At 46.1% G+C, this 13,231-nt stretch carries 10 protein-coding genes; 1 reads left to right on the top strand and 9 read right to left on the bottom strand.

The window, feature by feature from the left end:
• Nucleotides 1–20: 20 nt before the first annotated feature.
• The 8 genes from QZT18_RS15155 to QZT18_RS15120 all read right to left on the bottom strand — a co-directional run bounded on the left by QZT18_RS15155 (nt 21) and on the right by QZT18_RS15120 (nt 11,168).
• Nucleotides 21–749 carry a ComF family protein gene (locus tag QZT18_RS15155; protein WP_294148911.1) on the bottom strand — a complete coding sequence of 243 codons (729 nt, stop codon included), beginning with the start codon at nt 747–749 and terminating at the stop codon, nt 21–23.
• Complete coding sequence (locus QZT18_RS15150) at nt 746–3,121, bottom strand: ATP-dependent RecD-like DNA helicase (protein ID WP_294148909.1); 2,376 nt, start codon at nt 3,119–3,121, stop codon at nt 746–748. Before QZT18_RS15150 ends, QZT18_RS15155 begins: the two co-directional genes overlap by 4 nt.
• A 62-nt stretch (nt 3,122–3,183) precedes the next feature.
• Nucleotides 3,184–4,188 (bottom strand): rod shape-determining protein, encoded by a 1,005-nt coding sequence (locus tag QZT18_RS15145; protein WP_330627919.1) that lies wholly within the window; start codon nt 4,186–4,188, stop codon nt 3,184–3,186.
• Between the two features lie 520 nt (nt 4,189–4,708).
• Nucleotides 4,709–5,707, bottom strand: a complete 999-nt coding sequence (pdxA, locus tag QZT18_RS15140; protein ID WP_294148906.1) for a 4-hydroxythreonine-4-phosphate dehydrogenase PdxA — start codon at nt 5,705–5,707, stop codon at nt 4,709–4,711.
• Between the two features lie 82 nt (nt 5,708–5,789).
• Nucleotides 5,790–7,217 (bottom strand): four-carbon acid sugar kinase family protein, encoded by a 1,428-nt coding sequence (locus QZT18_RS15135; RefSeq protein ID WP_294148904.1) that lies wholly within the window; start codon nt 7,215–7,217, stop codon nt 5,790–5,792.
• 21 nt (nt 7,218–7,238) lie between these two features.
• Nucleotides 7,239–8,135 (bottom strand): NAD(P)-binding domain-containing protein, encoded by an 897-nt coding sequence (locus tag QZT18_RS15130; protein ID WP_294148902.1) that lies wholly within the window; start codon nt 8,133–8,135, stop codon nt 7,239–7,241.
• Between the two features lie 20 nt (nt 8,136–8,155).
• The gene (locus QZT18_RS15125; RefSeq protein WP_294148900.1) at nt 8,156–9,775 is read right to left on the bottom strand and encodes an amidohydrolase; all 1,620 of its coding nucleotides are present in this window, start codon (nt 9,773–9,775) and stop codon (nt 8,156–8,158) included.
• Complete coding sequence (locus QZT18_RS15120) at nt 9,756–11,168, bottom strand: APC family permease (RefSeq protein ID WP_294148898.1); 1,413 nt, start codon at nt 11,166–11,168, stop codon at nt 9,756–9,758. Before QZT18_RS15120 ends, QZT18_RS15125 begins: the two co-directional genes overlap by 20 nt.
• A gap of 312 nt (nt 11,169–11,480) precedes the next feature.
• Between QZT18_RS15120 and QZT18_RS15115 the strand changes: the two genes are divergently transcribed.
• Nucleotides 11,481–12,218 carry a FadR/GntR family transcriptional regulator gene (locus QZT18_RS15115; RefSeq protein WP_294148896.1) on the top strand — a complete coding sequence of 246 codons (738 nt, stop codon included), beginning with the start codon at nt 11,481–11,483 and terminating at the stop codon, nt 12,216–12,218.
• A gap of 281 nt (nt 12,219–12,499) precedes the next feature.
• Here QZT18_RS15115 and QZT18_RS15110 read toward each other — a convergent pair whose 3' ends face one another.
• Entirely contained in the window at nt 12,500–13,099 is a 600-nt protein-coding gene (locus tag QZT18_RS15110; RefSeq protein WP_294148894.1) for a biotin transporter BioY, read from the bottom strand.
• Nucleotides 13,100–13,231: the final 132 nt, after the last annotated feature.

Genomic DNA, 13,231 nt, shown 5'->3' with positions numbered 1-13,231 from the left:
TCCTATTATCATATCCTACTTTACTGCCCCTGTCCAATACAAACAGCAAAAAAATATACGTTTTTTACTCCGGCTGCCCTCAGAACACGCGTACATGCCTCTATCGTGCTCCCGGTCGTATAAATGTCGTCGATGAGAATAACGCTTGTGATTCCGTCCGGAACCGGCCCTGCCGAAAACGCCTGTTCCAGGTTTTTAAGCCGCCCGGCAGGCCCCAGTTCCTTCTGCGGTTCGGTATTTTTATTGCGTTTCAAGATGTCCGGGCAGACCGGTATCCCCATCCGCTCCTCCAGTTTACGGGCCAGGACAAGAGCCTGGTTAAATCCTCTGCTCCGGTACCTGGATGGATGGATCGGGACCGGTATCATGCAGTCCGCCTCCATTGCCGACAGCTTCGCTCCGCAGCGTCTTATGGCTTCCTCCGCGTAATAATCCAGATATTCTCTTCTGTTTTTATACTTGACCGCGGCCATGGAACGGCCGGAAAGTTCATTGTAGTTCAGCAGCGCCAGCCCATACTCAAAGCTGCGCCGGTGGCGGCTGCAGTCAAAACAGTATTCGATGGTCTCGCTCATCACTTCCTTGCCGCATTTTTTACATACAGGGGATTTTACAAAAGAAAGTTTGTCCCGGCAGGAGGGGCAGATTAGATTCCCCACGGGCGCTGCGATATCCCCACAGACAGGGCATCGCCTTGGAAAGAGGGCGTCCAGGAAAACGGACGCCGCCTTTTTGTATCTTATTTTCAAATAATCAGCTCCTCAATGCGGGCCTTCAGGCCCGAATAGCGCTTCTGTTCCATCGCATTGTCCACCATCTGCTGGAACACCTCCGGTATTCCCACCAGGCAGACGCAGGAACGCGCCCTTGTCACAGCCGTATAAATCAAGTTTCTGGTCATCAGCATCCTGGGACCGCTGTAAACAGGAATCACAACAGCCGGATACTCGCTTCCCTGGGATTTGTGGATTGTGATGGCGTATGCCAGTTCCAGCTCCTCAAGCTGCCTGAAACTGTAATCCACCAATTTTCCCTCGTCAAACTCCACGGTGAGAAGCTCGGCAAAAGCATTGATTTCACGGATAATTCCCGTATCACCGTTGAACACGCCGGTTCCCTTGTCGATGGGAATCCCGTATTTGTTGCAGAGTTTCCACTCTAACTGGTAGTTGTTTTTTATCTGCATTACCTTGTCACCGAGGCGGAACAGGGTGCCGGCCGCTTCCTTCTCCGGTTTGTCGGACGACGCCGGGTTTAAGAAGTCCTGAAGAATCGTGTTCAGGCGGTCTACTCCCAGCGCTCCCTTGCGCATCGGCGTCATAATCTGGATATCAAAGATATTCGCCCCCACATAGGCAGGCAGCTTCTCCTTCACCAGCGTAATCATTGCATTGATAATCGCATTGGGCTCTTCCCGCTTAATAAACAGGAAATCCCTGCTTCTCTTCGCCAGATCCACTCTCTGGCCGTCATTGATTCTGTGGGCATTGACGATGATGTCACTCTGCGCCGCCTGACGGAAAATCCTCGTCAGCTTTACCACATGGAAACGCTGTGAATCAATCATATCCCTCAGCACATTGCCGGGTCCCACGCTTGGAAGCTGGTCCACATCGCCTACCAGGATTAATCTCGTTCCCACATTGACCGCCTTTAAAAGGGCGTGCATCAGATGGATATCCACCATGGACATCTCATCGATGATGATTACATCGGCATCCAGGGGATTCTCCTCATTCCGTTCAAAATGCATCCCGGAATTCTGGCTTTTCTCATTCGGCTCCGGCATTCCGCTCAGTTCCAGGAGGCGGTGGATTGTCCTGGCCTCGTAGCCGGTGGCCTCCGTCATCCTTTTGGCCGCCCTTCCCGTGGGCGCCGCCAGAAGAATATCCATTTCTCCCATCTCAAAATAACGTATGATTGTATTGATGGTCGTCGTCTTTCCCGTACCGGGTCCTCCGGTCACAATGAGAAGACCGCAGTTGACCGCTTCGATGACCGCCTGGATCTGCAGTTCATCCAGCTCTATCTTCTCCTGCTCCTGAATCCTTGCAAGGCTCCTTCGTATCTGTTCCTCCGGCTCCGAACCCGTGATATTCAAATCGTGGAGCATCCTGGCTGTATTGAGTTCCGTATAATAGTACTGGGCCGCGTAAACTCCCCTTCGGACTTCCTGAGCCTCCTCAGGAAGTTCCCGGGCTTCTCCGTAAACATCCCGCACCTCTTCGGAAAGCTCTCCAAGCTCTTCTTCCGGCCTGCGTTCCATTCCCATCCGGGCCTTAAAAGCGGCAGAAGACGGACGGACGGCGCTTTCCACATTTTTCACGACAAGGCGCTTATCCATCTGCATATCCATCAGGTGTTTCCCTATCGCTTCTGGATCCACTTTCAGAAGCTCGGCGGCCTGCGTCTTCAGTTCTTCCTCCGGCAGATATGTATGTCCATTGGCCGAGGCCTGAAGGAGTGTATACAGGATTCCGCTCTTAATACGAAAGTCAGAATCCGTGAAGATTCCGACTTTGGATGCAATTTCGTCGGCCATCTTGAAGCCGACCCCCGGAATGTCGTCCGCCAGCTTATACGGATTGTTCTTAATCACATTATACATGGCCGGACCGTATTCCTGATAGATTTTCACCGAGAGATTCATGGAAATGCCGTAGTTCTGCAAAAACATCATGGCCTGCCGCATATCCTTCTTCTCACTGATCTGCTCCGCGATGGCCATCGCCATCTTTTCGCTGATCCCCTTGATCTCGGACAGCCGTTCCGGTTCCTCCTCCATAATGCGGAAGGTATCTGCCTTGAACTTTTTCACTATCCTTGAAGCCAAAGCAGCCCCGATGCCTTTCACGGCACCGGAGCCTAAATATCGTTCCATGGAAACAGTATCCTCCGGCGCTTTGAGCTCATAGCTCTCCACCGCCAACTGTTCCCCGTAAATCGGATGTTCCGTCATGCGGCCCGTCGCCTCAACCAGTTCTCCCTCCGAAATATAGGAGAAATTGCCGACCAGAATGTACTCTTCCCCATCCTCGCTCCCGGTGACGCTCATAACCGTATAGCCGTTATCCTCATTACGGTATTTGATTTTCTCAACATATCCTTTTACTGCTGCCATAAATTTATTCCCGTACCATTCACGGAACCGCCGCTCTGCCGGGGACGTGAACCGCAAGATTATTAGTCGTAATTCTTAGGTGTAAGTTCTCCGTGGGCAAATTCGATAAATTTGCCGGTACCGATAGCCACTGCCGTCAGAGGATCCTCGGCGATCATCGTAGTGATGCCCGTCTTCTCCTCAATCAGTGCGTCGAGTCCGCTTAAAAGGGAACCGCCTCCGGTCAGTACGATACCGCGGTCAAAGATATCGGCCGCCAGCTCCGGTGGTGTTCTCTCCAGCACGTTGTGAACGGCGTCCACAATCTGCAGGGCCGGTTCGCGCAGCGCCTCCAGCGTCTCGTCCGATGTAACCACAATCGTCTTCGGAAGACCTGTTACCAGGTTACGTCCGCGGACTTCCATCGTGATTACTTCCGGCCTTCTGTAGGCTGCTCCTATATTAATCTTGATCTCCTCGGCCGTTCTTTCACCGATCAGAAGATTATGTTTTTTACGCATGTAGCGTACCAGAGCCTCATCGAAATCGTCTCCGGCTACTTTGATAGATGTACTTACTACCGTACCACCCAGGGAAATTACCGCGATATCGGCCGTACCTCCTCCGATATCTACGATCATGTTACCGCAGGCCTTGGCGATATCAATGCCCGCGCCGATAGCTGCGGCAACCGGCTCCTCGATAATGGAAACCTCTCTTGCCCCTGCCTGCAGTGTGGCGTCCTCAACGGCCTTTCTCTCCACTTCGGTGGCGCCGCTCGGAATGCAGACGCTGATTCTCGGTTTTCTGAGCGTCTTCTTGCCGACTGCTTTATTAATGAAATATTTGAGCATCTTCTCTGTTACTGTATAATCAGAAATAACACCCTGGCGCAGCGGACGTACCGCAACGATATTACCCGGGGTTCTTCCGATCATCAGGCGTGCTTCCTCTCCAATGGCCATAATCTTGTTTGTATCACGGTCAATGGCTACTACTGACGGTTCTTTTAAGACAACGCCTTTCCCTTTAATATATACAAGGATACTGGCCGTGCCAAGATCGATACCAATGTCATTGGACATCATCATACTTGTTTTTCCTCCTGCTTTGTATTCTATCCTCTTTTATCGTTCATGAAACTAAAATAGCGCCATATATCATTCAGGCAGACTATACCGATTACTATTATATACAATTTCCTTCTGTTTTCAAAGGGTTTTTTATTTTTTTATTATGTTTATGGTTTTTTTATGGGTGGTACATACTTTGGTCACAAATCTCTTTTATAATACAAATATGTTATCCGAAAGGATGACAGGCCTTTGTTTCAAGTATTGCTTGAAATAATAAAGCTTTTTCATACTCATACCGGACGACGAGAGTCGTCCGGCCCCCCTAAATAATTTTACCGCTCAGGCAATTGCTGAGGCGGTTTTTTTGTTGTATAAATTGAACCTTTTGAAGTGACTTGAGAGGAACAAATAGCAACGAAAAGCACGCTCCGCGAACTTTTCATTGCCAATCAATAAAAGTCCCTATAAGCCTATAGCCCATAGGGACGCACAACTTTATAATCACAGGTGGTACGGCGATGCCGGAACAGGATTAATGATGGAAAAACGACGCATATTTAACCGCCACAAAAATTGCCTCCTTCATACTGACCGCACTTGCCTCTCCTGTTCCCGCAATGTCAAAAGCAGTTCCGTGATCAACGGAGGTTCTCAAAAAAGGCATTCCGTTTGTAACTGCTACTGTCCTTTCAAAATCCAGGGTTTTTGTCGCAATATGGCCCTGATCATGATACAGGGATAACACACTGTTATACTTTCCCAGGGCCGCCTGATGAAATACAGAGTCTGCGCCAATGGGGCCTTCCACTTTATATCCTTCCTGTTTCAATTCTTCGACTGCCGGTATAATCTCTTCCATTTCCTCCGTGCCGAAAAGGCCGTGTTCACCTGAATGCGGATTTAGTCCGGCAATTGCCATGATCCCATCGTCCACCCCCAGACGCTCGAGGGCCTTTTTACACCGCCTGACATAATCCTTGATTCTGTCTTTTTTTATCATGTCCAACATCGTCCGCAGTGAAACATGGCGTGTCAAAAAGAATACTCTCAGGCCCTTTGTCTCAAACATGGTCAGGGGATCCTTCGTTCCCGACAATGCACCAAAGATTTCGGTATGCCCGATATAGAGAATATTTCCCAGCCTCAAAGATTCTTTATTAATCGGTGGTGTAACAACGGCGTCAGCCCTTCTTTCCAAAGCCAGCCGTACACTTTCCTCAATGTAGCCGTAAGCCGCCCTGCCGCACATGCCGTTAACCTTCCCATACTCAAAATAATTCATGTCAATATTCTGTAGGTCAATCAGATTTAAAATTTCTCTGCTGAAATTCCCTTCCGACTGTGAGGTAAGAACATTCACTTTTACAGGACTATTTGTAAGCTCTATGGCTTTTTCAATGATTCCTCTGTCACCTATAACAATGCTTTCCGCCCTTTTCCAAACAGTTGGATCCGCAATTGCTTTAACAACAATCTCAGGACCCACACCGGCGGGATCTCCCATGGGGATGACTATCCTTTGCTTTTTCATATCATTCTCCTTCTGCCGCGCATGTATCATATTTCGATAAAGTTAATGCACGCTTCGAACTGAAACGTGCATTAACCCTTCTCTATTCCGACAGTTTTTCCACCGCTTCCCTAAGGCTGTTTTTATTACCGGTGTTACCGGGAAAAATAATATAGGGCATTCCCGGAAATGTGCTCTCTTCGCCCAACTGCCACACGGGAACACTTGGCAGTATCTGCCCCAAAACAACGGCCCGCTTTACCTTCAGCGCCTTTGTCCCTATATCGCTGGAGGTAATTCCCCCTTTTGCAATGACAAAAGCTGGGCGTACCCTCAAAAGTCCTACCAGTCTCTGAACACCTTCGCTGATCTGTACACTGCGCTGCAAAGCCGCCTCTTCTGTATCCCCGGGAAGACATAGAAGCTTTCTCTTTGTAAAACACACGACGGTTTTTCCGTTTCGGATATTTTCCTCCTCCAGCCTTACACAGCGTTCTACTTCCGAATAAAAATCTTTGTCTCCGGCAAGCACTTTGTCGGAATCGAATTCGATAGGAATTACATTTTCTAATTTCAACAGCTCCTTCAGCTGCTGCGTCGTTTTTTCCGTATGGCTCCCCACAATTACAAGACCGCCGTTTGTCGGCAGGTCCGGTGACATCTCCTTCCGGGTAAGCAGTGGTTTGTCTGAAATGTTTGCCACCGCTTTCACAAACCCGGCGGCTGTTCTGAACAGATAATGTTTTCCCTTTGCAAGAGAGCGGTACAATGCCACCGCAAACACCTTCACATCATCATAAGATACGGCGTTCACACAAATTTTGTTAAAATCACATACCCGGTTTAACTTATCTTCAATTCCTTCAAGATCCATGTTCCTCAGGGATTCCAGACTGATACAGGTAACAGAGTCTGCCGGATAGGCACCTCCTGTCTTCTCCTCAATATATCCGGGTATGGAGGAATGACGGTATCCGAAGGTTTGATCCCTGGCAAATTCCGTCTCTGCGGCTGGAACCAGTTCGTTCTCCTGCTTCACATAATGGATGTTATTAAAGGTAAAGCGGCCTCCCTCCTGAAAAAACGGACACAGTATTTCACCGTCTGTCTGTATACCGTTTTTTGCAAGTTCCTCCCTTAAAATTTCCGTTTCCAGCGGATAATGCCCCCGCAGCGTTGAATCGCTGCGGCTCATAAGTATGAACTTTTTTCCTGTTTCTCCGGCAATCCGGGCAATCGAACCGGCTATTTCTTTATGGCACTCTGCTGTTTCCTTTTTTGTCATGCCTCTTGAGTTAGTCAGTATATAAAATAGTTTGTTCTTCTCTGCAAACCCCTGACGGATACTTGTCTCATCCCATTGTGTATAAACAGAAATGTCGTGGACTGTCTGAACTCCCGTCGGATCATCATCCAACACGACGATTTTACTCTGATCCTTCTCCACCGCCTCCCGAAGCAGGACATCCGCCTTCGCAGAATCAGCTTCAGGAAAAGAAGAAAGTATTGAACTGTCATAATGTTTATCCATATAGCACCTCCCGCGGCGTGATTATACCTTTAAATCAGATTTGACTTCCACTTGGGCTAATTGCTCAAAATACTTAACAATCCCCGCATGATCGTCATTCAAATGACCGCCGGCTTTTAATGCCTGCATAATCTCCAGTAATTGAGAAGTCAGAGGAAGAGGAACATCCAAAGTGTAGGCCGTATCCATTACGTTTTTTATATCCTTATGGTTAATGGAAATCTTTCCTCCCGGAACAAAATTACGGCTGCACATCATGGGTGTCTTGGCATCTAAAACATTACTTCCGGCAAGGCCTCCGCGAATGGCATAATAAACCTTCATCGGGTCGGCGCCGCCTTTTGCGGCCAGCACCATCGCCTCCGAGACCGCAGCTATCCCCAGATTCACTATAATCTGATTCGCCAGTTTTGTCATACTGCCGCTTCCGCTTTTTCCGATCAGAACGGCGCTGCTTCCCAGGATATCAAAGTACGGTTTCATCGCCTGAAAATCCTTCTCATCTCCCCCGCACATGATTGCCAGAGTAGCGGCAACCGCCCCAGGCTCTCCGCCTGATACGGGGGCGTCTAAAAAACCCACTCCGATTTTTTTCAGCTTCCCGTAACAGGTTTTACTTTCATCCGGCGTCACGCTGGACATGTCGCATACTATCTTGCCGGCAGTCAGCGCCCCTGATACACCGCTGGGCTGAAACAAAACATTTTGTACTATCCTTCCGTTAGGAAGAACTGTAATGATAACATCGCAGTTTTTTCCAATTTCTGAATATGTACCGGAAATTGCTCCCGCTTTAACCGCTTCTTCCACTGCGGAGGCATTCAAATCACTGACTATGAGCTCGCATCCCGCTTTCAGCATATTCAGAGCCATAGGTTTTCCCATAATTCCAAGTCCAATGAAACCTATCTTTTTCATAATTATCAATCCTTTTAAGCTTATTTTCTGCGATATATAATTTTTCCTCCCAGAATGGTCAAATCTGCTTTAATGTTTTTAATCTCCTCCGGTGAGACAGTGAAAATATCTTCATTTAATACGGCTAGATCCGCATAATAACCTTTTTTGATGCGTCCCTTCACATCCTCCTCAAAGCTCGCATACGCACTTCCAATCGTGTATCCGTCCACCGCATCATAGATATCCAGACATTCCTCCGGATAATATCCCTCTTTGGGCATACCGGCTAAATCCTTGCGTGTTACCGCACAATAAATACATTCAAACGGGTTAATATCCTCGGTAGGGGCATCCGTACCCAGCCCTACATGAACGCCAAGGTTCAGCATGGTTTTAAATGCATATGATGTTTTTGCAAGATCTTTGCCAACACGTTTTTCCACAATGCTCCAGTCACTGTTTAAAAATACAGGCTGAACAAGCGCTAAAGTGTCCGTATCTTTAAACCGCTTCAACATGGAGTAATCGGTAATCTGGCAATGTAAAACGGCATGTCTGTATGGATTTTTCCCCGGTTCGTTTACTCCGGCATAAGCTTCGAGAGCCGTTTCGATCGCATCGTCTCCAATGGCATGTACCAGTATCTGGCATTTATGCTTATGCGCAATCTCAACCATCTTAAAGAAATCATCCTTTGATACGGCGCTCATTCCCCGCTCACCCGGAGCATCTGCGTAATCCCGCTTCATGAGGGCTGTTCTTCCGCCTAGGGAGCCATCCAAAAATGTTTTAAGCGAACCCTGTTTATACATGTTGTCATTCTTAAGATTCTTATAAAAATCGCTTTCCAGATATGCCTCAAAAATCTGGGGATCGGTAAAATAATTCTGTTCGTACATCCGGATTGGGAGCCTGCCCTCCTCACGAAGTTTTAATATAACGGCAAAGATGTCATCCTGTTCCCTGTTTTCCCTTACATTCATAGATTGAACCGATGTCATTCCATAAGAAATCATGTGTTCGGCACCGAGCAAAATGTATTGTTCTATGGTCTCTCTTGTGGGCAGCGGAATGATTTTCTTTAATTCCCTGTCTCCCAGCTCTTTAAAAATGCCATTGGGCTTCCCATCTTCTCCGATTTCAAAGCTTCCCCCCACGGGCTGCGGCGTTTCCGCCGTAATTCCTGCAATTTCTAAAGCTTTTGTGTTACAGCTTATGACATGTCCGCAGGTCCTGTCGAAAATAATCGGAATTTCCGTGGAAATCTTATCAAGATCATGTCTGTCCAGAAATCTTTTTTCTTCCGCAGGAAACTGTTCCTGATTCCAGCCCTGCCCGGTTAAAACCTGTCCCGGCAAAATTGTATGTGTTTTTAAAAATTCTTTGCTCCGCGCGATTACTTCTTCAATCGACTGAACGCCAAGCAACTGAATGGAGTTTAGATATTTACCTAAAAATAATACATGGGCGTGGCTGTCATTTAAGCCCGGTATCAGGGTTCTCCCCTCTAAATCAATCATTTCCGTGTCTTCTGTTCTCTGTTTTAAAATCTCCTCATCCGTTCCCACGTCTGCAATCAAATCATCTTCTATCAAAACTGCCTGTGTAAATTTTTCCCGCTCCAGATAAACCTTGCCGTTAAATAGTATTTTTTTCATTAATACCTTCCTCCTTATTCTTCTGCCTGTCAAAATAGAAATAGAATGCCACACCTATGCCAGCCGCAATCACACCTGTCATAGCGGTGACCGGATCTTCAATAAAATTATTAATTGCCAGCAGGGCAAATAAAATTGCTACTATCCAAACGGTCACAATTCCGCCGCGCACTTTATAAGGGCGTTTTAAATCCGGGAATTTCTTTCGGTATCTTATTACTCCTAAAATTGTCAGCATGTTGAATACCATCCCTAAGAAAACCACCATAGAAGTTAACTGGCTTAAGCTTCTCATCATAACAAGGACAATTGAAATTACCGCCTGCCAGAACAGTGCTGCTACAGGAGTTCCATATTTCGGATGAAGAACTCCCTGTGATTTAAAAAAGTGTCCCTCAACACTCATCGCGTAGTAAGTTCTGGGGAAAGAAAGCACCATTCCGTTCAAGCTTCCAAACATGGCCAAAACCATTGCAATTGTAACAAAGGTCCCGCCAAATTCTCCCATAAGCTTTTTCGCCACTGCTGTCCCCAGGTACAGGTCATTGGCATTTATCCTTGAAACAATTTCATCATAGGGAATCATGCGGTAGATGGCAAAATTAAACAGTGCATACAATAAGGTAATTCCGCCGATTCCTAAAATAATTGCCCGTGGAAGGTTCTTTTGCGGATTTTTTATCTCCTCAGCCACCAGATTCAAATTAATCCATCCTTCATAGGCCCACAAGGTCGCCACCACTGCAAAGCCTACCATTCCCAGGATTCCGCCTATGCTCATTGATTCTGTAGCAGTGGACACTAAACTGAGATCCGGTGTCTGCTTTCCAAAAATCATTGCTCCAACTAATATAATAATAAGGGGAAGCACTTTTGCGATCATGAAAACATTCTGCAGCGTTGAACCAAACTTTACTTCAAAACAGTTAAAAAATGTAAGCCCCACAATCAGGATAATTGCAAAAATTTTAATCTGCATATCCGACATATGAAAATAGGGCAGCAGAGCCGTCGGCAGCGCCACAGCCACGGCCGCTATGGAACCTGGATTGCTCAGCAGCCAGGGACAAAAGCCTCCGACAAACCCCAATATCGGATGATAAGCCGTCGTCAGATAAACAGTCAGACCTCCGGTCCTGGGATCGGAAGCGCCCAGCTCAGCAAAACAAATTCCGCCAAGCAGAGAAATAACACCTCCGATAATCCAGCAGAGCAGCGCCCACCCCAGGCTCATATGAGTTCTTTGCAGAACGATGGAACCGATATAAAAAATGCCGGATCCTATCATAATTCCCCCAATAATACTCACTCCGCCGAAAACCCCAATTTCTCTTTTAAACCCGGTGTCTTCTCCCCCGCCCCCAGGTTTAGTACTTAATGATTCTTTACCCATACACTCCTCCTTGTAATATGCATTGTCCTTAAAAGATTACTGCTGCTACTGTTTGATTTTCCTCCTTCCTATTTGTGCATTATTTGTTACTTGTATGTTGTCCTACATCTCATTATAACAGGGTTGAATTTGTTTTCAATGCACAAAATCAACAAACTACGTATATTTTTTTTGTGCTATTTCAACATTTAAACATACTATTTTATAATTTATAATTTTTTTATCTTGACTTTTACGGAGTGATACGGCACCGGGGCAATTGACAAATTTCATAAAAACTAGTACTATAAACAAAATAGCAGGTGGTAAAATATGGACTCTCAAATTATAAGGATAGAAAAAAAGAATTATGTCACGGAAGTATATGAGCAAATCAAGCACCTCATCTTTACTGATGTCTGGAAAGAAGGGGAAAAATTGCCGACCGAGCATCAGCTGGCATCCCGTTTTAATGTCAGCCGTGTTGTAGTGCGTGAAGCTCTGCAAAAATTGCGCACGGAAAATCTGATTGTAACAAAACAGGGAACCGGTTCTTTCGTCTCAAATCCCCAGAACTCTATGCTGATTTCCAATTCATTTAAGTTAAATGCCGATCGCACATTGACTGAAAATGAGTTTATGGATCTGATCGACGTGAGAAAATCCATAGAGTTCCGTTCTATTGAATTAGCCGCCGAACGCGCCTCGGATTCTGATTTACTCTTAATAAAACGGGCGTTGGATGATATGGAAAATTATATAGACGACCTGGAGTTATTTACAGAAGCCGATTATAATTTCCACTATTCTATTGTGTGTGCATCCCATAATAAAATGTTTTGTCAAATTCTGAATAGCTGCAGAGAATTAATTTTCTACTGTCTTCATGAGATGAACCGGCTGAACAGCAGCCGTAAATGGATCGTGGAACTGCATAGAAATGTCTACGATTGCCTGGTGAAAGGCGATGCCAAAAGCGCTATTAAAGTATTAAAACAAAATGATGAATATAATTACGTCAGACTGCATTCATTATTTAATATGGAAGAAAAAAACAGCTCCGACCAATAATTTTTTGTACAAAAAAGCTCCCTGGATGTTTAATATTTTCATCCATAGAGCTTTTTAATTATTACACAAATAATTTATTTTTATATAATGACTTTAATTAATCCTTTAGGGATTATCCATACTTTAATCACAAATCTCCGATATAATAAGTTCATAGCAATAAAGAAACAAAAACTTTTTCATACTCATACCGGTTAAGGTGCAAACCTTAACCGGCCCCCCTAAAATATATTACCGCGAGGCAGCCGCCAAGCGGTTTTTTGTTGTACTCCTCAATATTTTCAGCGCATCCCCTGCGACACAACCGGCCGGAGTCGTTTCGATACCATGACGGCCACGATACAGAGAATATAATCCGGCAGCATCGTCGGCAGGCAGTAAACGGCAAAAATGGCTCCCCATCCTACCGTATGCGGGGTCACAACTACAAAATGAGTAATAAAATAAAAATAGAGAATTCCCATTCCATAATAAATTATATACCCAACCGTCGCCGCAAAAAGACAGGCCGCTGTTTTGTACGAATGTATCCACTCACATACTTTTCCCATAGCATACGCCGCCAGGGCAAATCCCAGAAGGAAACCAAAGGTAGGACGGATCAGATACCCCAGGCCTCCTCCCCGTGCAAAAACAGGAATTCCCGAAAGGCCGACCAACAGATAGATTGCCACACTCCAAAACGCTTTTCTGGATCCCAGAAGAAGGCCTGCCAGCAGTACGAAAAACCACTGCAATGTAAAATTCATGGTATCCGCTCCCACCGGAATGACAATCTTAATAAAAGCACCGACCGCAATCAGGGAGGCAAGCAGTGCACAGACGGTCAAATCTCTAGCAGCTCCACGGCTCTGCGCCATTGCTTTATGTTTCTGATTCATTCACTCTTCACCTTCTTTCCATGTATCACTATGTGAAACATTGTACTACAATTATGGTGTTTGTACAAACCTGAATTAATAGGGATTTAATTGAGGAATGAGAACGCCGCCGGGACGGTCGGGGTTCGGGAT

The organism is uncultured Clostridium sp., from assembly GCF_900547735.1.
Taxonomy (GTDB): domain Bacteria; phylum Bacillota; class Clostridia; order Lachnospirales; family Lachnospiraceae; genus Otoolea.
The sequence above is the reverse complement of the archived record's forward strand: the minus strand, read 5'-3'. Positions and strand labels throughout refer to the sequence as shown.